Origin of the sequence: Azospirillum rugosum (genome assembly GCF_017876155.1) — a bacterium.
In the GTDB taxonomy this organism is placed as follows: domain Bacteria; phylum Pseudomonadota; class Alphaproteobacteria; order Azospirillales; family Azospirillaceae; genus Azospirillum; species Azospirillum rugosum.
In genome coordinates, this window is sequence record NZ_JAGINP010000003.1 from 225,093 (window position 1) to 246,577 (window position 21,485).

Genomic DNA, 21,485 nt, shown 5'->3' on the forward strand with positions numbered 1-21,485 from the left:
TTCATGACGAACATAGACTTTTCAGTGATCGTGCCATGCTACAACGCTGAATCGTTTGTTGAAGAAGCGCTGCGGTCGGCATTGGGCCAATCACATGTGTCTGTTGAGGTGATCGTTATCGATGACGCTTCAAAAGACCGAACGGCCGATATCGTTTCCGAATGGTCTTCGCGAGACAGCCGAGTAAAGCTCATCGTGAATGAGAAGAACGTCGGGCCCAGCGCCTCACGGAACGCCGGTCTAAGGCATGCAAGGGGCGATTGGGTTGCGCTGCTTGACGCTGACGACGTGATGGCACCAAGCCGATTGCATACTTTGAAGAAGATTGCGGACGCTTCAAACGCCGATATGATTGCCGACAATTTGACAATTGTCGCGTTCCCTCATGGAACGGAAAAGACTTCTGCGTTCAAATTTCTCGATCCGCACACGGAGATCGACATAGGGATCGACGATCTCATCAGGCATAGCGCGATCCGTGGCGACGGGCTTTCAATCGGTTATGCCAAGCCGATCATAAGGCGGAACTTCATTGCCAGTACGGCCGTCAGATACAAAGAGGACATAAGAATAGCTGAGGATTTTGTATTCTATTTTGAGTGCCTTCTTCATGGGGCGAAGTTTAGGCTCATTTCTGAAGAATTCGGTTATATCTACAGGCGTCGAGAGAGTTCGCTCACAAAATCGGGCGGGTGGACCCTTCAGTGCTTGCTCGACATCAACGAATATCTAATTCGGAAACATGGCGACCACCTAACGGGTGAGTGCAAAACATTGCTCCGTCAGCGACACAAAAAAATAGAGTCTGATTTTTGTTACTATCATTTTACCGCCGCGGCGAAAATAGGCGATTTTACGGGTGCTTGGAGATATTTTAGGAAATCCCCTGAGAGTGCATGGAGTATAGGGGGAAGATTGTATGCAAGCCTTGAGCGAGCGCTGAGAATTCGAGCGAAGTAGGACCGGTCATCACATCGGCTCCCCGCCGATTTCAAGCCTGCTCCCACCACGTCAAATCTTCTTCCATTCGGCAGGCCCGTTGCGCAGTGCGCACCGCACTGCCTGGGCTTGCACCATGCTCGATGCGGTGCATCGGTCATCGTTGCATTGTTTTGCACAACACGTTGCATCACGAAGATGGCAGAATCTGTCAATCCTTCATGATGATTAGTCAACAATGCTGCCGATGAATTGCCTTCGTAATTTCGCCCGATCCAATGGAATGGACGGGTCGCACAAATCACGACCCGCGTGATCCGCCAAGGGCGCGTGGAGCGAGCGCGTTCCGCACGCCACGCAGGACCATGGTCCTTGCTCGGTGCCGCTCGTCACGCGTCGATTGCTGGCAAAGGCGGGTGATGCACGGGTTTGTCAGGACTATGGTCCAAAATTTTGCGCGCGCTTGCGATCATTTTCGGGATTGTGCGGCGGGTCCGGCTGCCGACGTGCCGCCCGTACCCTGCCGCGGCGAGGGGCCGTCATCGAAACTTTCGGAGCGTTCTGGCGCGCGCAAGGTCATGCGGGTGAGGCCAAAGGGTTAGCCTCAACATGGAAGACACCATCTATTCGAACTTGCCCCGGATCCGCGCTTAACATCCAATGTTCGCGCCTATGGGTCCTGCAAACAGAGAAACCTAGGAGAGTGCGAATGGATACGCGCAAAACCCACACCAGCTCCGAGACCACGCCGCTTGCCGGCGATGATTTGGAACGGCGTAAATTCTTGGCAACTTGCGGAAAATTTGCCGTCGTGACATCGCCTGCCGTTACGACGCTGCTGTCGACTTCGCTGACGTCGCAGGCCATCGCAAAATCCCATGGCGGGCGCGGATCGCATGCCAACAATGGATACGGCAATGGCGGGAGCGACGGAGTCCCCGGCAAGTCGGGCAAGAACCACAACGACCACGGCCGCTGATTCCAAGGCAGACAATCAGACAGGCCGGCGGAGACTATGTCAGCGGTGCACCATGAGCGATACCGTCCGGTGACAGGCGCATCCTTCGCCGTCATCGGCCGGCACGCCGTGCTTTTCCATGAAGCGCGGCAGGTGCTGTTCGAGTTGAACGACGTCGCAGCGTTCGCGTGGTGCCGATTGTCTGACGGAGCCACGGTCGACTCGGTCGTTGCCGCCAGCATCGACTGTGGCCTCCCCCTCCAGACAGCCCGAAAGCAGGTCGAGGCCGCCGTTTCCGACTGGATCGACCAGGGTCTGCTTGTGGCCGTCCCCTGTTTCCGGCGACGCCAACGGGTGCGGCTGGGCACCTTTTGCGGTGAGATTTCCTACGACGCCGACGACCTCGCCGATATCGCCGAGCCGGAGTTCCGGAACCTGGAAACCCGGAGTCCGGACGCCATGGACATCGCCCCGGACCGGCGGTTCGAGGTGGTCGAGCGGTCCGGTGGCTTTCTGCTCCAGGCCGACGGGATCGAGCCGGTCACCGGGCGCCGTGACGAGCTTGTCCCGGCGCTCAGGGCGGCGCTGACAGCGGACGTCTTGCGTTCCGCCCACTACGAGATTGCCCTGCACGCGGCCTGCCTGACGTCCGGCCCGAACGCCCTGCTGATCAGCGGCTGTCCAGGGATGGGGAAATCGACCCTGGCGGTGGCGCTGGCGCGGGCGGGCCTGGGTTACGGCGGCGACGACGTCGCGCTCCTGCACGCCGACGGGCAGGTGACGGGGCTTCCTTTCGCGCCGGCCCTCAAACGCGGATCATGGCCCCTCCTGGAAAGATCCTGGCCCGGCATCGCCGACGCCGTCATCCATTCCCGACCGCACGACCGGCAGGACGTGCGCTATCTTCCGATGGTTCCCGCCGCCGAGGCGATGCCCCGCCCGGTGCGCTGGTTTGTGAGCCTTCACCGCCACGAGGGCGCCTTCCCAAGGCTGGACAGGGTGGACCCGATCGACACGTTGCGCGATCTGATTGGCGGCGCATCCTCACGGGACGAACGGCTGACGGCGCGTGCCTTCCGAGCGATTCACGCCGCGCTCGCGTCGGCGCACTGCTTCCGCCTGACCTATTCGGACCTGGACGCCGCTGTCGACCTGCTCGTCGGGACGTGCCGATCGTGACGGGCCGCACCCCGTTCGAATCCGTGGTCGCCTGTCTCCAGGGCCGGCCACCGGCGGGAGCGGACTGGCTGGACATCGTCGAGGTCGCCAACCGTTATCTCGTCACGCCGACGTTGTTCCGCGCGCTTGAAGGGTGCGAGGGCGCGCCGGTGCCCCAGGACGCGTTGGACTATCTCCGCTTCATCCATGACCGGAACCGCGAACGGAACCTGCGGCTGCGTGCGCAGGCCGTCGAAGCCATCGAAGCGTTGAACCGGTGCCACATCCGCCCCCTCCTCCTCAAGGGCGCATGCGTTCTTCTCACCAGCCCCGATGACCGGATCGGCGCGCGTCTCCTGACCGACCTGGACATCGCCGTGTCGAGGGAACACCTGCCGCGTGCCGCGGCATGCCTCGCGCGCTTGGGGTACGAACCGCTTCCGGATGCGGTCGGCGAGCACGCGCTGGCAGCGTTCGCACGGCCCGACGACGTCGGATCGATCGACCTGCACTTCCGGCCCCCGGGTCCGGAAGCCTTCCACCATCCGGACCGGCTGGCGGAAAGCGCCACTGTGGTCCGTGTCGGGAACGGGCAGGCCCTGCTTCCCTCGCCGACGTTTCGAGCGCTCCATCTGATCGTGCACGACATGCTGCACGACCAGCAGACTGTGACGGGGGCCATCGACCTTCGGCATCTCTGCGATCTGGACGAGCTGGCCAGGATGCCCAACGGAATCGACTGGGGCACGCTGGCCGCGCTCCTGCCCGATGGGCCGGGCCGATCGGCGCTGCACACCCAACTGCTGGCCTTGCGCACGCTGTTCGGGACCCGCACGCCGCTCACCCCGTGGTGGCGCATCCGTCCCTTCCTCCAGCACTGGCGGCGGATGCAGCAGGCCTGCCATCCGACACGGATGGAGCTGATCCGCACAGCCTACCGAACTCTTTACAAACGCCCAAAGGCCTTCGTCCGGACCTTCATCCCGAAACGCACGGCAAAGCGCATGGGGGGCTGACGCGGCTGATTCCATCCAGACAGGCACGGTTCACGCCAGCGTGCCCCCGGCGTGAACCGTCCGGATGGCCCAGAGGATGGTCTTCAGATCGTCGTCGTGCGTGATGATACCCCGGATGTTGTTCCACACCGGCCTCAGCGCGGGGAAGGAAGCGCGCCGTTCCGACAAGACAATGATCGATAGGTCGGGGCGTACTTCGAGAATTCGGGTGATCAGGTCCACCACTCCCGGATCGCCCGGAGCGGTGCTGTCCAGCCGGACGATGACCACGTCGCAGATGCTGGCGGTGTCGATGCCCCCGATGTCGCATGGCGAAGCCATGACAAGAATATCGTCGGCCTGCGAGGCCAGGGCTCTGGTCAAACTTTCGCGAAGCAAGGTCTTCTTATCGAACAGGATGACAGAAATTCTTGGATCTTCGTAGATGAGGGATTTCTGATGCATGGTCGACTGCCGTGGCGCCCGCCTGAACGGGGGCGAGGTTGCGCGTAGACCTATTGTTTATGGCTGACGCAGCGTTGCGACATTGGCAATTGGGATAAGCAACGCAGCAAAGCCCGCCGTTTCCCCTCATCAAATCGGCTGAATCGCCCCTGCACCCCGCCGGGACGGTGCCTCGTCCACCCATGCGGCTCCTCGGAAAGGCCGGAAAACGAATGGCCGGAGGACGAGTGGCCGGAGGACGAATGACATGGGGAACGGTCTGTGCAGCTATGGGCGCAATCGCAAATGCCATGACCGAACCCATGACCTTTGGCCGATGGTTGTATGGCTTGAGCGGCTGTCTTTCAAAACTGTAACGCCGTTACATCGCTGCATCATTTCCAAAATAGGTGGTAGTGAGCTGATATTTACATGCACCGCTATGCGCTTGTTTGCTGTTGACGGGCACTAAAACGTGCGGTGCTATACGTACCGTGTAAAGCTGGATCAGCAAGGAACGACGATCAGTATATGGATGCGCAACCATTCTGAAGCCATAAGACGAAGCGATACGATGCCTTCCCCCTTAACCGTCCGTTACAGCAGCAAGCGCTGCATGCCCATTGAAAGCGCGCCATTGAAGTCTGCTCAATTTTGAAGGATGGGAAATTCCGAGAACGCCCGTGAGAGTTGCCAGACGGGCTTGTCATGGGCGGGGGTGAGTCGGGGACGCTTTGCGACCGGACGCAAGGCGTGGTGGGGGATGAGAAGCCCGTTTGGGGAACTGGTCGCGGATTGTCTTTCTATGCCGCACCGCCGCACGCGTGCTTGTCCTTCCTTCCAATCTCCCGATGGCGTCAAGGGATCAACCGCGCAGGACATATGAACGCGGGAAGCACGGAAGGAGATGACGTTAATGGGTTCGCAACAATGCTCAATGCCGGTTCCGGAGGCTTTCGACCCACAGTTCCTGGGATCGAAAGCCTCTGAAGAGCGGAAGGCAGGCGTGACCGTCGACACCAACAAAGTTGCGCAGGGCATAACGAAAGCCCGCAGTGCCAAGAATATAACGGTTCTGTTGCTCGACGACATGCTGCTCACGCGGGAATGCCTGTCGCTGAGCATCAATCTGTGCGACCGTGGCGTACGCGTCCTGACCGCCGCCTCGACGGCGGACGCGCAGCCGTTGCTTTACAGCGAAACAGCCCCCGACGTGGTCCTTTACAACTGCAGCGCCCTGGCGCCACCGGAAACAGATTTCGCAGCCCAGATTCGCGACATCATCGCCTGCTTGGGTGACACACCATTGATCGTGCTGTCCGACCGCGAAGACGGGGAAACCGTGGTGGAAGCCTTCCAACTTGGCGTGCGCGGCTACATTTCCACCGCCGTTGGGCTTTCGGTCGCGCTGGAGGCCATTCGCCTCATCGCGGCCGGCGGAACCTTCGTTCCGCCCAGCTTTATGCATCGGCTGATCCAGGACCACGGCATCTTGGGGGAGCGCAGCGCCACGGACGATGCGTCCCTGTCACCCGGGCCGAACGGGACGGCCATCTACACCAACGCCGAGGACAGTTCCCTGTACGGGCTGACTCCCCGCCAGCTTTCCGTCTTGGAATGCCTGAAGGAAGGAAAGCCGAACAAGATCATTGCGCACGAACTCGGCATGCAGGAGAGCACGGTCAAGGTCCATGTCCGCAGCATTCTGAAGAAGTTGGGCGTGACGAACCGCACCGAAGCGGTCTACCGCACCCTGCGCCAACCGGACGCCTGAATGCCCGCAGCGTGACGGCGGGTGTCGTTGTCTCCACGGAGGCCGGCGCCTTTGGCGTATCAGTTCATGTTCGGAAGGACGGTCGCCCCGCTGTGGATCTGCCGCAGGGCGCTGATCACGCTTTTGAGCGGAGCCGTGCTGGCGATCATGCCCCCCAAGCCCATGGACATGCCGCTGCGGACCATGCTCGGGCTGACCGTGTCGGCCAGAACGGCCACCGGGGGGTGAGCGTCTTCCCGCAACAGCGCCCTGAGCAGCTGGTTGATCGAGCCCTTGGTCAGGTTCGCGCGGCCGATGCACACCAGGACGACGTCGGCATCGCGCAGGATCGTTTGCAGGTCGCCAAGGGCTTGTGCGTACCGCCAATGGCTCATGACCACGTCGCCGGCTTGCGCGTTCACCGCCGTCGCCAGGCTTTCCCCAAACAAGGCACGATCGTCAACCACCGCAACGGCGATTGCCGCGCGCCCGCCCCGTTCACTGCCGCCGCGCTCCGGAGCATACGAGGCGGTCCTGCAATGAGTGCCGGCCGGCGGACCGGAACCAATCATAGCGGATTCCCGATTCCAACATCATGAAAACAGCCCGAACGCTCCGAACGCAGCGGAGGCAGGACGGAAACCTGGAGGGCGGAAACCTACAGATATTCTCTTCTTCGTTATAGGTGTCATTTTGGACTAAAGGGAGTTTACGAGCATATTCGGCGCTTACACGGCAAAATAGCGCAGCAGTCAAAGGATCGCCAGATTGTCCGGGTTTGGACCTTATTGCCGGGCCAACGCTGAAAACGTACCACGGAGGAAGAGTGGACTTGGGCGCTTCCGGCGCCCTAGCATAGCCTTGGATCGCTGAACGCTTGCCTATTTGGTGCCGGTGTGTCGGCGTTGCACGCTGTGCGATCGCCAATGCTCACCGCGGGAGCCCATAGAACGCAGAGGCCCTGCCCATGGTCAAGTCGCTGTGCCGATCATCCGTCGTCGGTCTGGTCCTCGTGATGGTCGCTGTGCCGGCGGCACGCGCTGCCAGCGATGGTCCGGGCAGCCCAGGCTACGGCCGTCAACTGACCGAAGACATATGTGGCGAGTGCCACCGCGTTTCGAAGACCCCGACGGCCAAGCCGCCCCCGATGCAGGAGGATCTCGCGGCACCGGACCTGACGGAGCGGATGCGCGATCCCGGCATCACCGAATTGGCTCTGCGCAGCTATTTGCAGACCTCCCACCCCGTGATGCCCAACATACGCCTGAATGCGGAGGAAACCGACGATATCGTGGCGTACCTCATGACGCTGAAAGGCGGCTCGCGATGAAGGCCGGACCGATCTCGGCCATCCTGGCGGCCGTCCTGATCGTGCTGTTCGCCCCCGCTCCGGCCGTCCACGCGGCGGACGCCGAGAACGGGCGGCGCATTGCCGACCGCTGGTGCGCCTCCTGCCACGTCGTGTCGGGCAGCGGCGCAGCCACCAACCGGGTGGGCGGCACCGATGCGGTGCCGACGCTCGCCAGCATCGCACGGGACCCGGCCCGCGGGCCGAACTGGCTGCGGCAATGGCTGACCGCTCCGCACCCGCCGATGCCGAACCTGAACCTGTCCCGGACGGAGATCGACGACGTGGTGGCTTACCTGGAGACGCTGTCTCGCTGATCGATCCATCAAGCCGGGCACATGTCGGAGCGCGCCATGAAGGCAATGATCCTGACGCAGCCACGATCCGCGCTGCTCCCGGCCCTGCTGCCTGACCCGGAACCGGGACCGGGCCAGATCCTGATCGGGGTCCATGCCTGCGCCGTGTGCCGGACCGACCTTCACGTCATCGACGGCGACCTGCCCCATCCGAAGCTGCCGCTCGTTCCCGGCCACGAGATCATCGGGACCGTGCTGGCCGCCGGACCCGGCGTGGACCGCTTTGGAACCGGGGACCGCGTCGGCGTTCCGTGGCTCGGCTGGAGCTGCGGGGAGTGTGTCTACTGCCGATCGGGACGCGAGAACCTGTGCGACCGGGCGCGCTACACCGGGTACCAGATCGACGGCGGCTACTCCGAGATGACCGTGGCCGACGCGCGCTATGCCTTTCCCATCGACCCCGTCTACACGGACGAGGAGGCCGCCCCCCTGATGTGTGCCGGGCTGATCGGCTACCGCGCGCTGCGCATGGCGGGCGACGCGGACCGGCTCGGTCTCTACGGCTTCGGCGCCGCCGCGCACATCGTCATCCAGGTCGCCCGGCATCAGGGTCGGCACGTCTTCGCCTTCACCCGCGCCGGCGACGACGCGGCCCAGGCACTCGCCCGCGATCTGGGCGCCGTGTGGGCGGGCGGGTCGGATGAGCCGCCGCCGGAGCCGCTGGACGCCGCCATCCTCTTCGCGCCCGTCGGCGCGCTGGTGCCGACGGCCCTGCGGGCGGTCGTGAAGGGAGGAGTCGTCGTTTGCGCGGGCATCCACATGAGCGACATTCCCTCCTTTCCCTACGAAATCCTGTGGGGGGAGCGCATGGTCCGCTCGGTCGCCAATCTCACGCGCAGCGATGGGGAGGAGTTCCTGGCGCTCGCGCCCCGCGTTCCGGTGCGCACCCGGACCACGCCCTTTCCACTCGCCCAGGCGAACGAGGCGGTGGAGGCTCTCCGCCGCGGTGCCATAAACGGCGCGGCGGTGCTGACCGTCTGACGGTGTCGTGCGCCGCGACCGGAGTGATGACGGTGTTAACCAGATCGATCCGAATCGCCGCTCCCCAACCACGAATCGCGATTCCCGCCGTTCTGCCGTTGGATTAGACTTTTTCGCTGATAGACAAAAAAACAGCAGTAAAAGCGGCTGCGCGGGGCCTCATCGCAGGGCATTGCGTCATAAGAATATCCATGACGATAACGCCGAACCCCCAGCCTTCATGTATACAATATTCGGGGAGGCACCGTCATGCACACCGGACACTTGGCCTTCTTGCCTTATACGGTGTTGGCAAATCACCGGGTGTTTCTTGCGGCCACGACGGCGCTTGCCATGACGGCGGGAATGCCCGCCACGGCCCGCAGCGACGACGTCAACGAATGGCGCAATGTCCGGCCGTCCGCGCCGGAGCCGCCGGCCAGTGGCCAGCCCGCGCAACCGGACGACCCATTCATGATTCCCTATTTGGCCGCGGAGGTCATGCCGGGGGTCGCCGGTGTGCCGACACCCTTGATCATCGTCGTCAGTCCGCCGATCAGAACGAACTCCACGACGGTTTCCGAGACCTACGTCCGGATTTCCAAGATGCCGGCGAACGCCGCATTGTCGCACGGCCGCAATCTCGGCAACGGCACCTGGCGCGTTCCGCTCGACGAACTGCCCAACCTCGCGATCACCCTAGCCCCGGACCACGTCGGAACGACGAGGCTGAGCGTCACCGCCGTCAGCGAGCATGGCAACGGATTGGTCGGCCAGCGCTCGGTCGACCTGGATGTGCCGATGCGCGCCACGAGGGCGGCGAACGCGCCAAGCCCGCCGCGGGACGACGACACTGCGAACAAGGTGAACCAGTCCACGGGTTCGGTGACGACCGAGGCGCTTGCCTTGCGCAGCGTCGTCCCGACGGACCGCCCAAAGGCGGAAACGAAGCCGCCCGCGCCGCAGCCGATCGTGGCCTTCGCGGTGCCCACCGCACCGCCGGCGCCATCCGGCGGGTCAACGGTCCCGGCGGACGCGCAGAGGCTGCTCAAGCGCGGCCAAGAGCTGTTCGCGCAAGGCGATCTGGCGGGCGCGCGGCTCTTCTTCCGGCGGGCGGCGGCCAGCGGCAGCGCAGAGGCGTCCCTGGCTCTCGGCAAGACCTACGATCCTCTTGTGCTCGAACGGATGCATGTGCGCGGCCTTTCGCCCGACCCCGAGCAGGCCGTTCGCTTCTATGGAGAGGCGGTGGCGAAAGGCGTCGCCGATGCCGACCGCCCATTGAAGGAACTGACCGGCTGGTTCGCCACCCATCGCAAATAGTCGCCTGCGAGCCGTCCGCCCCGCACGCCGACGCCGCACGCCGACGCCGCACGCCGACTGGGAGATCATTCATGAGGACATTCCTGCTCATCGCCGGGCTGGCGAGCGTCGCGATGATCGCCACGGCCTCCGCCGAGCCCGTGCGCCGCCCGGCTGGGGCGGACGGCGACGCCTCCCTTGCCGAGCGGATGAACGCCAACACCGTCGCGGTGATTTCAGGCACGCCGGGGGGAACCTATTTCCGCATGGCGAGCGACATGGCCTTTGTCCTCGACAACGGCGACGACCTGCGCGTCCTGCCGGTGCTCGGCAAGGGGGCCGGGCAGAACGCCTACGACGTGCGCTTCCTCAAGGGCATCGACCTCGGCTTCGTGCGCACCGACACCATGGACCAGCTTCGCCAGGACCCGCGCCTGCGCAACATCGACAACCAGCTGGTCTACGTCGCGCGCCTGTTCAACGACGAGCTTCACGTCATCGCCCCGCGCGAGGTCACCGACTTCCGCCAGCTTGCGGGCAAGAAGGTCAGCTTCGACGTGTCGGGCAGCGGCACCGACACGTCCGGCCGGCTGATGTTCCAAGGACTGGGCATCAAAGTGGACGCGATCAACGTGGATCAGCCAACCGCGATCAACATGCTGAAGAGCGGCGAGATCGCCGCCATGGTCTCGGTGGCGGCGAAGCCGGTGGCGGTCGTCTCGTCGATCAACGACGACCGCTTCCATTTCCTGGAAATCCCCTACGCGGAGCCGCTGGAGAAGAACTACTTCCCGGCAACGCTGACCGGCGACGATTACCCGAAGCTCCTCAAGTCCGGCGAAACGGTCAACACCGTCGCGGTGGGCACGATCCTGGCCACCTACAACTGGCCCGAACGCACCGACCGCTATCGCCGCATCTCCCGGTTCATCGACGCCTTCTTCTCGAAGATCACGGAGTTCCAAAAGCCGCAGCGCCATCCGAAATGGCAGGAGGTGAACCTTGAAGCCACGGTCGGCGGCGGCTGGAAGCGCTTCAAGGCTGCCGAGGACTGGCTCAGCGGCCACCAAGACGCCCGCCCGGTCCTGTCGGCGGAGGCGCGTCAGAGCCTCGGGCAGGTCATCCAGCAGACCGCGCCCACCCTGCGGGCGAGCGAGCGCGACCGGCTGATCGACGATTTCCTGAAATGGCGGACGAGCCAGCCGCAGTGAGGTGCGGCTGGCGCGCCGGATGCCGACCTACGCCGACCGGCGCGCCACCCAAGGGGGCACGGCGGCCTGCGCCGCCGCCTGCCAGGTGACGATCTGGATGTTGGCGCCGGCATCCAGGCTGCCGGTCTGGCGCAGCCGGTCGATCACGGCGAGAGGCTCGTCGTCCTGCGGCAGGCCGGGCTGCGTCAGCAGATAGCGGTGGTTGTTCGCGGTGACCGCCCAGCCCGGCGGCTCCGACGGGCGGCTGGTCGCCACCGTGGCGACGGGTTCGGAGACGAGCCACGCGCCGTCCTCGATGCTCCACCCGATCAGGCGCCGCTGCCGGCGTCCCTGGCGGAGACCGACGTCCAGCCACGCCCAGGCGCGGAGGTGGGTGGTCAGGCCGGTGTCGAATTGGACGATCATGTGGGTCATCCCTCGGTCGTTGGCATCGTCGTTGGATGCCCACACAATACATGTTCCGTTTTTGTTCTGGTAGAGGAAAGATGCAGGAAAAGTTGCCTTCCGGGCGGATGGCCGACTACCTCCGATGGAAGATTGCCGGCACCGGGCCGCTTTGAAAGGATTGGGGGGAACTCTCCTCCGTCCCAGGGAGGCGGCCATGCGCTGGTTATCGCTCGCGATCGCGTGGATGGTCGTGGCCTGCGCGACCAACGAACAGGCCTGCGCCGGGCGCGATTCGGATGGCTATCTCCGCTGCGTCCATCAGCGCGAGCAGGCGCAGCGGGAGGCGCAGGACCGGGTCCGCAGCGTCCAGAGCGGCCAGAGCGTCTGGACCGGAAGCATCCACCCCCCGACCTGCGTCGGCCGCAGCTGCTACTGAGCTTCGCCGGGTCAGAACTTGAAGACCGCTTCCATCCCGACGAAGTGGGTCGTCTTGGCCGGGCCGGTGTCCTTGATGAAGGCGCCGGGCTGGAAGATGGAGTAGGAGACCAGCCCCTCGAACGTCCGGCCGGCGCTGTAGGACAGCACCAGCTCGCCCTGCGTCCCGATGTAGCGCGCCCCCGACCCGGATCCTGAGCGCAGCAGGCCGCCGGTCAGGTCGTACACGCCGTCGTCCAGGCTCTCCCGCCAATAGGCGATGGCCGACGCGTTGAGGCTGAACTCCTCGGACAGGGCGAGGTCGACGGAGGGGTGCAGGTTCATCAGGTTGAAGGGACCGACGGGCGTCAGCTCCCCGAAATACTTCGCGCGGGGGAACAGGGGGTTGAAGGTCCCCAGCGTGCCGTCGCGCGGGTTGGTGTCGCCGCTGGCGATGTTGGCCTTCAGGCCGAGCCGCGGCTGGAGCGGCAGGTTGTCCATGCGGTAGCCGGTGTCGGTCGCCAGCGACCAGGCCTGGATGCTGCCGGTGCCGAAGCTGCCGAACTGGCCCATCGCCTCCCAGTTCCAGTCCCAGCCGTCGGCCTTTCCGAAGAATCGGGTGCCCAGCGTGTGCCTCTGCTCCCGCCCCGTGCCGGCCTCGAACTCGGCGCGCTGGTTGCGGTAGCCGATGTAGTAGGCGTCCAGGCCGCCGCTCCAGCCCAGGTCGAGGGGCCGCGTGGCGTAGAGCGCCCAGGCGGCGCGGCGCCCGTCGCGCTCGTCGTCGAACAGCTTGGGCGACACACGGATCGGTCGGCCGAGGAAGGCGTCCACCCGCCAGGGGCCGGCCTTGACGATCCCGGTCACCGCGTCGAAGGAGCGCGGCACGTTCGCGCCGTAGCGGATGGAGACCAGCCGCTCCGACCCGTAGGACAGCATCTGACGGCCGATGCGCAGGGTTCCTTGCGCGTCCCCCAGCGACGCGTTGAAGTCCGCAAAGCCCTGCATCAGGTCGATGCGGTCGGCGTCCGGCTGGGCCAGCGGTTCGAGCTTCCCCACCGCGTCCGCCAGGATGAGCTGCCCGAAGACGCGGAAGCTTTGGCCCACCCGCAGGTCGGCGTAGGGCAGCACGCGCCAGAACCCATAGGCGTCGTTCTGCGGGTTGTCCTGGCCCCAGCTGCTGTTGCGGACGGCCTCGAAGCGCAGCCGGGTCTCCTGCCCGAAGGACAGGGAGGCGAACCCGTCGGAGGTCAGGGGAATGGCCTTGAACGGCTCCCAGAAGGCGCCGGTCCGCGCCCCCGGATTGAGGGCGGGATCGAGGAGGTAGCGGTAATCCTCGTTGAAGCGGGTGTTGGTCAGCGGCGGCGGGGCCGGATCGGCCGCCCCCGCCGTGGCCACTCCAGCCGTGTTGGTCATCAGGCACAGGGCGAGAACCGTTGCCCCGACGCGAGCCCTCATGACGCTTCCCCGCGGTGGCGGTCGAAGGCGAGGAAGTGCGCGACCACGGGCGGCTCGGCGCCACGGTGGAAGGCGCGCGCCTCCTCCTGGATGTCGGCGTCGGCGCGGGACACGCGGCGGTGCTGGCGCTGGTGCTCGGCCCAGGATTCGACGAAGAACCACTCCAGCACGCGTTCCGGGTCGCCGGAGTCCTGGCTGACGCCCCAGGCGTAGGCGCCGTCGCGCCGCCGCTCCTCCGCCACGCGGTGCAGCGCCGCCAGGAAGCGGTCCTGGTCTTCCGCCGCGATGCGGTACTCGATGGTGATCATCACCGGGCCGCGGTCGCCGCGGATGGGCTCCGCGGTCAGCGGCTCCGGCCAGTGGTTGGAGGGCATCAGGTCGGCCTCGCCGGCCGGCAGGCGGACGCGGTGCACGACGGCGGCGACGAGGAGAAGCCCGGCAGCACCAGCCCACAGGGTGCCCGGAACGCCGATGGCCTCCGCGAGCGCACCCCAGGCGAGGCTGCCGGCGGTCAGGGCGCCGTTGAAGACGGTCAGATACAGCGCCAGCCCGCGCCCGCGCACCCAGTTGGGCAGGATGGACTGCGTGGTGGCGTTCAGCGTCGTCAGCACGGCGATCCAGGCGGCACCGGCGACCAGCAGGATCGGGATCGCCGCCCAGCGCGGCGGGGCCAGCGCCAGGAAGACCATCACCAGCGCGGTGACCACGGACGCCCCGAGCATCAGGCCGTCCTGCCCCACCCGGTCGCGGACGCGCGGCAGCAGCACGGCGCCGCCGATGGCGCCCGCCCCCACCGCACCCAGAAGCAGGCCGTAGAAGCCCGGCCCGCCGCCGAGGATCTGGCTGGCGACGATGGGCAGCAGGGCCCACAGGGCGCTGGCGCAGGCGAAGAACAGGCCGGCGCGCAGGAAGACGCGGTGCAATTCGCGGCTGGCGCGGGCGTAGCGCAGGCCGGCGCGCAGCGCGCCGCCGAACTGCTCCGACAGCTCGTCGCGGGCGTCGGGCTGGCGCTTCCACCAGAACAGCGCCAGGATTACGGCGACGTAGGTCAGCAGGTCGACGCCGTAGGTGACGGCGGCACCAAAGGCGGTGAGGATGGCGCCGCCGGCCGCCGGACCGATGGCGCGGGAGATGTTGATGCCCAGGCTGTTGAGCGCGACCGCGCCCTTCAGCTCCGACCGCGGCACCAGCTCCGGCACGATGGACTGCCAGACCGGCGCCATCAGGGCGGCGCCGACACCGCCGAGGAAGGTCAGCCCGACGATGGACATCACGCTGGCCGTCCCGGCCGCGGCCTGGAGCATCAGGGCGAGGCTGACGCAGCCGAGCCCGACCTGGATGACGATCAGCATCCGGCGCCGGTCCAGAATGTCCGACAGAACGCCGGCCGGAATGGCGAGCAGGAAGATCGGCAGGGACCCCGCGGCCTGGATCAGCGCCACGGTGGCGGGCGAGCCCGACAGATCGAGCACCAGCCAGGCGCTCGCCACGTCGCGCATGAAGGTGCCGATGTTGCCCAGCACCGTCGCCGCCCACAGGACGGCGAACAGGCGGTTGCGCAGCGGGGCGAAGGCGCCGGCCCGCTGTTCCTTTGGCGGTGGTGCGGTCGCCTTGGCGGTCGGCACGGTCTCGGCGGTCATCAGCGCCTCCCCGGCCGGTGCACCAGCGCCGCCGCGGCGGCGAAGCCGCCGACGATGGCGAGATGCTCCAGGAAGGTGGCGGTCTGGCGGGCGCGGTCGATTCCGTCGTAGGTCCAGAAGGCGTGGGCGATCAGCGTGGCGACCACGGTGAAGCCGGCCAGCAGGCCGGCGCCCAGCCAGCACCAGCGCCGCGTCAGGAACAGCGCCGACCCGCCGAGCTGCGTGGCGATCACCGCCGCGGCGACCAGCGCCGGGGAGCCGAGGCCGAGCCCGGCGGCCTCCGCCGCAGCACCGTTGAAGTCCAGCAGCTTGACAAATCCGCTGACCGCGTAGGGGGCGGCCAGCGCCAGCCGCGCCAGAAGCCCCAGGGCCGGCCAGTCGAGGATCGCGGCGATGGGCTGGGGCGCGCTGTCCCGCGCGCGCCCTCCCCCCAATCCACCCAGCGTTTCGGTCATTCCGTCCCCTCCCCTCACACGGCCCAGCAGCCGCAGCCGAAGGCGCCCCAGAAGCTGCGCGCGTCGGCGACCGGCACGTCCGTGGCGAGCGCCGCCGCGTGATCGTGGCCGTGCACCGCGCAGCCGGAATGACAACCGCATTCCGCAGCCTGCTTCTGCTCCGCCTTCGGATCCCGGTAGTAGCCGCCGTAGAGCGCGACCGGCGACCAGTCGGGCATGGGCTTCGGCAGCGCCGGCGCCATCGTGCCGTAGTCGCCCTGGCCGTGGACGACCTTGCCGCCCAGCAGCGTCAGGACGGAGCGGATGTGCGCGATGCGGTCCTCCGGCACCGACAGGTAGTCGTCGCTGAGCAGCGCGGCGTCGGCCAGCTGACCGGCCTTGATCTGGCCCTTCTTGCCCTGCTCGTTGGAGAACCAGGTGTTGGCCTCCGTCCACAGGCGGAGCGCCGTCTCGCGGTCCATGCGGTTCGCCATGGGGTAGAGCGCCAGGCCGCCGACCGTCTTTCCGGTGACCAGCCAGGACAGGGATACCCAAGGGTTGTAGCTCGCCACGCGCGTCGCGTCGGTGCCCGCGCCGACCGGCAGGCCGGCCGCCAGCATCTTGGCGATGGGCGGGGTCGCCTCCGCCGCCTTGGCGCCGTAGCGCTCAACGAAGTATTCGCCCTGGAAAGCCATGCGGTGCTGCACGGCGATGCCGCCGCCGAGTGCCGCAATGCGGTCGATGTTGCGGTCGCTGATCGTCTCCGCGTGGTCGAAGAACCAGTTCAGCCCCTGCAAGGGAATGTCGCGGTTGACCTTCTCGAACACGTCCAGCGCGCGGCCGATGGTTTCGTCGTAGGTGGCGTGCAGCCGCCAGGGCCAGCGCTTCTCCGCCAGCAGGCGGACCACCGGCTCCAGGTCGGCCTCCATGTTCGGCGGCATCTCCGGCCGGGCGACGCGGAAATCCTCGAAGTCGGCCGCGGAGTAGACCAGCATCTCCCCCGCGCCGTTCAGGCGGTAGGTGTCGTCACCGTGGCCCGGCTTCACCGTGGAGGACCAGGTGGCGAAGTCCTGCAACTCCTCCCTGGGCTTCTGGGTGAACAGGTTGTAGGCGATGCGCAGCGTCATCTCGCCGTCGGCGTGCAGCTTCTCGATGATCGCGTAGTCGTCGGGGTAGTTCTGGTAGCCGCCGCCGGCGTCGATCACGCTGGTGACGCCCAGCCCGTTCAGCTCCCGCATGAAGTGCTTGGTGGAGTTCAGCTGGTATTCCGGCGGCAGCTTCGGCCCCTTGGCGAGGGTCGAATAGAGGATCGTGGCGTTGGGCTGGGCGAGCAGCAGGCCGGTCGGGTTGCCGGCCGCGTCGCGCACGATCTCCCCGCCCGGCGGGTTCGGCGTGTCCTTGGTGTAGCCCACGACGCGCAGCGCCGCGGCGTTCAGCAGGGCGCGGTCGTAGAGGTGCAGGATGAAGACCGGGGTGTCCGGGGCGACGGCGTTCAGCTCGTCGAGAGTCGGCAGGCGCTTCTCGGCGAACTGGTGCTCGGTGAAGCCGCCGACCACGCGGACCCACTGCGGCGCCGGGGTGCGGTCCACCTGGGCGCGCAGCATCGCCATGGCGTCGGCCAGGGTCGGCACGCCGTCCCAGCGCAGCTCCATGTTGTAGTTCAGGCCGCCGCGGATGATGTGCAGGTGGCTGTCGATCAGGCCGGGGACCAGGCGGCGCCCCTTGGCGTCGATGACGGCGGCGTCCGGCGCCGCGGCGGCCCGCGCCTCGGCCTCGCTGCCGACCGCGAGGAAGCGCCCGTCGCGGATCGCCACGGCCTCGGCCTGCGGGTTCTCGCGGTCGAGCGTGGTGATCTTCGCGTTGATAATCACGAGATCGGTGGACGGCATGGCGGCGCTCCCGGTTCGGGATGTTATGGAGGACAGGATGGGGGCGGCGAGCAGGGACGCGGCGGCGCTGCCGGCCATCGCCCCGCGGCGGGTCAGCCCGGTCAGACGCGGCTTCACGCGCGTTCCCCCGTGGCCGGCTTGTCCGGAGCATTTCCTCCGGCCTGCGGGCCGAGGACGTGGCGGGCGCAGTCGGTCTGGATGAAGGCGACGACCGGCTTGCCGGCGACCAGCCGCTTGACGACCGGCACGACCTGCTCGCCGACCAGCATGCCGAGTAGGCCGATCAGCGCGATGGTCGGCGGCGCCGGAGAGCGCACCCCGATCAGCGCGTAGATGACGCCGACCAGGATGCCGGCGCCGAGCGATAGGAGATAGGGCATCATCGGACCGTTCTCGGGCCAAAGGTTTGGAAGTTCGGCGGGGCAGCAGTCCGGCCACGCCGGGACGCTCGGACGCACGCGTCAAGCCCTTCTCCCCTGTGTGGGAGAAGGGTTGGGATGAGGGGGCGGCCGCAGGCCGGAAACCCGTCGCATCACAGGCGCGTCACCCCTCACCCCAACCCCTCTCCCACAAGGGGAGAGGGGCTCGACGCCTGCACCTCGCCGAGTGACTTACGCGGCGGCGCTGTGGCCGCCTTCCGAGGCGCCGAACATGGTCTTGGCGTAGATGATGCCGAGGCCGTAGGCGCCGCCGTACTTCTTGGCGATGCCGGTGGTCATCTCGTAGGTCTCCGTCCGCGCCCAGTCGCGCTGGAGTTCGAGCATGTACTGGAGCGAGGTCATCGGGCGGACGCCGGCCTGGATCATGCGCTCCATCGCGCGCTGGTGCGCCTCGACGGAGACGTCGCCGCAGGCGTCGGTGATCACGTAGACCTCATAGCCCTGGTCGATGGCCGACAGGGTCGGGCCGACGATGCAGACCGACGTCCACAGGCCGCAGAACACCAGACGGTCCTTGCCGATGGCGTTGATGCGCTTGATGACGTTGGCGTCTTCCCAGGTGTTCATGGAGGTGCGGTCGGTCACCTCGGCGTTCGGGAAGGCGTCGGTGATCTCGGAGAAGATCGGGCCGGAGAAGCTCTTCTCCGCGACCGTGGTCAGGACGGTGGTGACGCCGAAGCCGGCCGCGGCGTGGGCGACCAGCGCCGTGTTGGTCCGCAGGGTGGTGGCGTCGATGGAATGGGTCGCGAAGGCCATCTGCGACTGGTGGTCGATCATGACCAGCGTGTGGTCGCGCGGGGACAGCAGGGTCTTGCCGGGGGTCGCCGTGGCGGTGATGCTCATGTCTCTTCCCTCTTTTCGTTCATCATTTGGAGCGATCCGGGTCTGGAGCGATCCGGGCCGGAAGCGATCCGGTCGATGAGCGGCAGCATGGGGAAGCTTGCCGAAAGGCGACATTGAACTTGCGTTTTCCAGGTCTATACCAACGTATAATCGTCCATGTGCGGTCCAGCGCTGTTCTCGCCTGGACCCCACGTCAATAACCCAAACGACCTACCTTACCCGAACCAACAGATCGGCGCCCCTTCTCCTTAGCAGAGCCACAGCGATGCCGAAACCAGCCGTGCCCGGCGACCAGCTGCTTCTTCCGTCCCTGTCGCCGGGACCAACGCAACTCAGGCTTGCCGCTGGTATCGTGCTCGCCCTGGTCGTGGCGGCGGCCCTGGCCTACCCCAACGCCGAGCAGCCGTTCCCGGCCGGAACCGTCCTGCTGCCGGCCTACGCCGCCGTCGTGCTGACGACGGAGGCGATCACGGCGGCGCTTCTGTTCGCCCAATTCTCCACGCAGCGTTCGCCGGCCCTGCTGGTGCTGGCGGTGGGGTATCTCTTCACGGGGCTGATGATCGTGCCCTGGGCGCTGACCTTTCCGGGCGTCTTCGCGCCGGACGGGCTGCTCGGCGCCAACCTGCAGAGCACCGCCGCCATCGCCGCCCTGCGGCGGGTGGGCTTTCCGCTGTTCGTCCTGGCCTACGCGCTGATGAAGGACCGGGTGCCGGAGACGAACGCCGGCTCGCGCCCGGTCGTCCTGGCCGCGGTCGCGGCGACGCTGGCCGCCATCCTTGCCGCGACCGCGGTCGCCGTCGAGGTTCCGTCCGTCCTGCCGCGCTTCATGGTCAGCACCAGCCAGACCACGGAGCTTTGGGATGTCGTCCCGGCGGTGGCGCTCGTCCTCTGCGGCGCGGGCCTCGCCGCCTTTGCGTGGCGCTGGCGGCGCCGGTCGGTGCTCGACCTCTGGCTGGTCGTGGTGCTGTGCGCCTGGGCCATCGAATCCTTCCTGCTGGGCTTCGCCGGCGGGGGACGGTTCAGCGTCGGCTGGTGGGCGGGGCGGAGCTACGGCCTTGCCGCGTCCTGCGTGGTCCTGGTCGTCCTGATGGCCGAGATCACGACGCTCTACGCCCGGATCGTCCGGTCGATGGCGGCGGAGCGTTGCGTGCGCGAGGCCAAGCTCGCCAGCCTGGAGGCGTTGTCCGCCGCCATCGCGCATGAGGTCAACCAGCCCCTGGCGAGCATGGTGACCAACGCCGAGGCCGGCCTGCGCTGGCTGAACCGCCCGGTTCCGGACCTTGGGGAAGCGCGGGAGGCGCTGGCCTGCATCGCCAAGGACGGCCACCGCGCCGCGCGCGTGATCGAGGGCATCCGCGCGGCCTTCCGCAAGTCGCCGCAGGCGCGGGTCCCGCTGGACATCAACGCCATCGTCCAGGACACGCTGAAGCACGCGCGCGGCGACCTGCGGGCCAACCGCGTGTCGGTCTTCGCCGAGTTCGACGAGACCCTGCCCTGGGTCAACGGCAATCCGGTGCAGCTCCAGCAGGTCGTGCTGAACCTCGTCGCCAACGCCGTCGATGCCATGGGCGCGGTCACCGACCGGGCGCGCGTGCTGCGCCTGCGGTCCGCGCGCCAGGGAACCGGCAGCGTCCTCGTCGTCGTCGAGGATTCCGGCACCGGGCTGGAGCCGACGCAGGAGGAGCGGCTGTTCGAACCTTTCTTCACCACCAAGCCGAACGGGAGCGGCATGGGCCTGACCATTTGCCAGTCCATCATCGAAGCGCACGGCGGCCGGCTGTGGACGACCGGGAACCGCCCCCACGGCGCCGTCTTCCAGTTCACGCTGCCCATCGACCAGGAGTTCGCCCAGGAACGTGCCGGGGACGACGCCAGGAACAACGCCTGGGACCGCGCCGCGCCGGCGACGGAGCGCGCCCAATGACGAACGACCCGTCCTTCGTCTGCATCGTCGACGATGACGCCTCCATCCGCCAAGCCCTCGCGGGGCTGTTGCGCTCGGTCGGGCTGACGGTCTTCGCCTACCCGTCCACCGAGGATTTCCTGCACGACGCGCGGCCCGTCGGCGCGGGCTGCCTCGTGCTCGACGTGCGGCTGCCCGGCCAGAGCGGGCTGGAATTCCAGAGGGAGCTGGAGGGGATGGGCATCCACCTTCCGGTCATCTTCATCACCGGGCACGGCGACATCCCCATGTCGGTGACCGCGATGAAGGCCGGCGCGCTGGAGTTCCTGACCAAGCCATTCCGCGACCAGGACCTGCTGGACGCCGTCCACAAGGCCATCGAACTCGACCGGGAACGGCGGCGGGACGACGCCGCGCTCAGCGAATTGCGCGAGCGCTTCCGGTCGCTGACCCCGCGGGAGCGGGAGATCATGCTGCTCGTCGCCGCGGGGCAGCTCAACAAGCAGATCGCCGCCGCGCTGAACCTCAGCGAGATCACCATCAAGGTCCACCGCGCCCAGGTCATGCGCAAGATGCAGGCGAAGTCCCTGCCGGACCTCGTCCGCATCGCCGACAAGGTCTCGTCCCTGCCGTTCCGCTTCTCGGGGGCCGAATTGTAG

General features: G+C 66.8%; 22 protein-coding genes. 13 read left to right on the forward strand and 9 right to left on the reverse strand.

Annotated features, from left to right (window positions below):
• Positions 1 to 3: 3 nt before the first annotated feature.
• The 4 genes from J2851_RS05890 (at position 4) to J2851_RS05905 (ending at position 4,071) form a co-directional block, all read left to right on the forward strand.
• Complete coding sequence (locus tag J2851_RS05890; RefSeq protein ID WP_209764910.1) at positions 4 to 960, forward strand: glycosyltransferase family 2 protein; 957 nt, start codon at positions 4 to 6, stop codon at positions 958 to 960.
• Positions 961 to 1,648: 688 nt separating this feature from the next.
• Positions 1,649 to 1,918, forward strand: a complete 270-nt coding sequence (locus tag J2851_RS05895) for a hypothetical protein (protein ID WP_209764911.1) — start codon at positions 1,649 to 1,651, stop codon at positions 1,916 to 1,918.
• Between the two features lie 69 nt (positions 1,919 to 1,987).
• Entirely contained in the window at positions 1,988 to 3,076 is a 1,089-nt protein-coding gene (locus J2851_RS05900) for a PqqD family peptide modification chaperone (RefSeq protein WP_209764912.1), read from the forward strand.
• On the forward strand, positions 3,073 to 4,071 hold the full coding sequence (locus J2851_RS05905) for a nucleotidyltransferase family protein (RefSeq protein WP_209764913.1): 999 nt from the start codon (positions 3,073 to 3,075) through the stop codon (positions 4,069 to 4,071). The genes J2851_RS05900 and J2851_RS05905 overlap by 4 nt, the downstream gene beginning before the upstream one ends.
• A 30-nt stretch (positions 4,072 to 4,101) precedes the next feature.
• Here J2851_RS05905 and J2851_RS05910 read toward each other — a convergent pair whose 3' ends face one another.
• Positions 4,102 to 4,515 (reverse strand): response regulator, encoded by a 414-nt coding sequence (locus J2851_RS05910; RefSeq protein WP_209764914.1) that lies wholly within the window; start codon positions 4,513 to 4,515, stop codon positions 4,102 to 4,104.
• Positions 4,516 to 5,500: 985 nt separating this feature from the next.
• On the opposite strand from J2851_RS05910, the gene J2851_RS36500 reads away from it, so the two are divergent.
• The gene (locus tag J2851_RS36500; protein WP_209764915.1) at positions 5,501 to 6,268 is read left to right on the forward strand and encodes a LuxR C-terminal-related transcriptional regulator; all 768 of its coding nucleotides are present in this window, start codon (positions 5,501 to 5,503) and stop codon (positions 6,266 to 6,268) included.
• Positions 6,269 to 6,327: 59 nt separating this feature from the next.
• Here the strand turns inward: J2851_RS36500 and J2851_RS05920 are convergent, their stop codons facing one another.
• The gene (locus tag J2851_RS05920) at positions 6,328 to 6,819 is read right to left on the reverse strand and encodes a response regulator transcription factor (RefSeq protein WP_209764917.1); all 492 of its coding nucleotides are present in this window, start codon (positions 6,817 to 6,819) and stop codon (positions 6,328 to 6,330) included.
• A gap of 395 nt (positions 6,820 to 7,214) precedes the next feature.
• Here J2851_RS05920 and J2851_RS05925 point away from each other — a divergent pair, with 395 nt between their 5' ends.
• From J2851_RS05925 to J2851_RS05945, 5 genes are all read left to right on the forward strand, one after another.
• Positions 7,215 to 7,577 (forward strand): c-type cytochrome, encoded by a 363-nt coding sequence (locus J2851_RS05925; RefSeq protein WP_209764919.1) that lies wholly within the window; start codon positions 7,215 to 7,217, stop codon positions 7,575 to 7,577.
• On the forward strand, positions 7,574 to 7,912 hold the full coding sequence (locus J2851_RS05930; protein WP_209764921.1) for a cytochrome c: 339 nt from the start codon (positions 7,574 to 7,576) through the stop codon (positions 7,910 to 7,912). The genes J2851_RS05925 and J2851_RS05930 overlap by 4 nt, the downstream gene beginning before the upstream one ends.
• 36 nt (positions 7,913 to 7,948) lie before the next feature.
• On the forward strand, positions 7,949 to 8,932 hold the full coding sequence (locus tag J2851_RS05935; protein ID WP_209764922.1) for a zinc-dependent alcohol dehydrogenase family protein: 984 nt from the start codon (positions 7,949 to 7,951) through the stop codon (positions 8,930 to 8,932).
• A gap of 249 nt (positions 8,933 to 9,181) precedes the next feature.
• Positions 9,182 to 10,231, forward strand: a complete 1,050-nt coding sequence (locus tag J2851_RS05940; protein WP_209764924.1) for a hypothetical protein — start codon at positions 9,182 to 9,184, stop codon at positions 10,229 to 10,231.
• Between the two features lie 71 nt (positions 10,232 to 10,302).
• Positions 10,303 to 11,421 carry a TAXI family TRAP transporter solute-binding subunit gene (locus J2851_RS05945; protein WP_209764926.1) on the forward strand — a complete coding sequence of 373 codons (1,119 nt, stop codon included), beginning with the start codon at positions 10,303 to 10,305 and terminating at the stop codon, positions 11,419 to 11,421.
• Between the two features lie 27 nt (positions 11,422 to 11,448).
• On the opposite strand, the gene J2851_RS05950 is transcribed toward J2851_RS05945, so the two are convergent.
• On the reverse strand, positions 11,449 to 11,826 hold the full coding sequence (locus J2851_RS05950) for a hypothetical protein (protein ID WP_209764927.1): 378 nt from the start codon (positions 11,824 to 11,826) through the stop codon (positions 11,449 to 11,451).
• Positions 11,827 to 12,022: 196 nt separating this feature from the next.
• Between J2851_RS05950 and J2851_RS05955 the strand changes: the two genes are divergently transcribed.
• Positions 12,023 to 12,244: a hypothetical protein gene (locus tag J2851_RS05955; protein WP_209764929.1), complete on the forward strand. Its 222-nt coding sequence runs from the start codon at positions 12,023 to 12,025 to the stop codon at positions 12,242 to 12,244.
• Between the two features lie 11 nt (positions 12,245 to 12,255).
• Here J2851_RS05955 and J2851_RS05960 read toward each other — a convergent pair whose 3' ends face one another.
• From J2851_RS05960 to J2851_RS05985, 6 genes are all read right to left on the reverse strand, one after another.
• Positions 12,256 to 13,677: an alginate export family protein gene (locus J2851_RS05960; RefSeq protein ID WP_209764931.1), complete on the reverse strand. Its 1,422-nt coding sequence runs from the start codon at positions 13,675 to 13,677 to the stop codon at positions 12,256 to 12,258.
• Complete coding sequence (locus J2851_RS05965) at positions 13,674 to 15,317, reverse strand: MFS transporter (RefSeq protein WP_209764933.1); 1,644 nt, start codon at positions 15,315 to 15,317, stop codon at positions 13,674 to 13,676. The genes J2851_RS05960 and J2851_RS05965 overlap by 4 nt, the downstream gene beginning before the upstream one ends.
• A complete protein-coding gene (locus J2851_RS05970) occupies positions 15,317 to 15,772 on the reverse strand; it encodes a DoxX family protein (RefSeq protein ID WP_209764935.1) in 456 nt (151 codons plus the stop codon). The genes J2851_RS05965 and J2851_RS05970 overlap by 1 nt, the downstream gene beginning before the upstream one ends.
• Positions 15,773 to 15,786: 14 nt before the next feature.
• On the reverse strand, positions 15,787 to 17,757 hold the full coding sequence (locus J2851_RS05975) for an amidohydrolase (protein ID WP_307419058.1): 1,971 nt from the start codon (positions 17,755 to 17,757) through the stop codon (positions 15,787 to 15,789).
• Entirely contained in the window at positions 17,754 to 18,023 is a 270-nt protein-coding gene (locus J2851_RS05980) for a XapX domain-containing protein (RefSeq protein ID WP_209764937.1), read from the reverse strand. Before J2851_RS05980 ends, J2851_RS05975 begins: the two co-directional genes overlap by 4 nt.
• Before the next feature lie 228 nt (positions 18,024 to 18,251).
• Positions 18,252 to 18,923, reverse strand: coding sequence for a hydrolase (locus J2851_RS05985; protein WP_209764938.1), 672 nt, complete (start codon positions 18,921 to 18,923; stop codon positions 18,252 to 18,254).
• A 265-nt stretch (positions 18,924 to 19,188) separates the two neighbouring features.
• Between J2851_RS05985 and J2851_RS05990 the strand changes: the two genes are divergently transcribed.
• On the forward strand, positions 19,189 to 20,847 hold the full coding sequence (locus J2851_RS05990; RefSeq protein WP_209764939.1) for an MASE4 domain-containing protein: 1,659 nt from the start codon (positions 19,189 to 19,191) through the stop codon (positions 20,845 to 20,847).
• Positions 20,844 to 21,485: a response regulator transcription factor gene (locus J2851_RS05995; protein ID WP_209764940.1), complete on the forward strand. Its 642-nt coding sequence runs from the start codon at positions 20,844 to 20,846 to the stop codon at positions 21,483 to 21,485. Before J2851_RS05990 ends, J2851_RS05995 begins: the two co-directional genes overlap by 4 nt.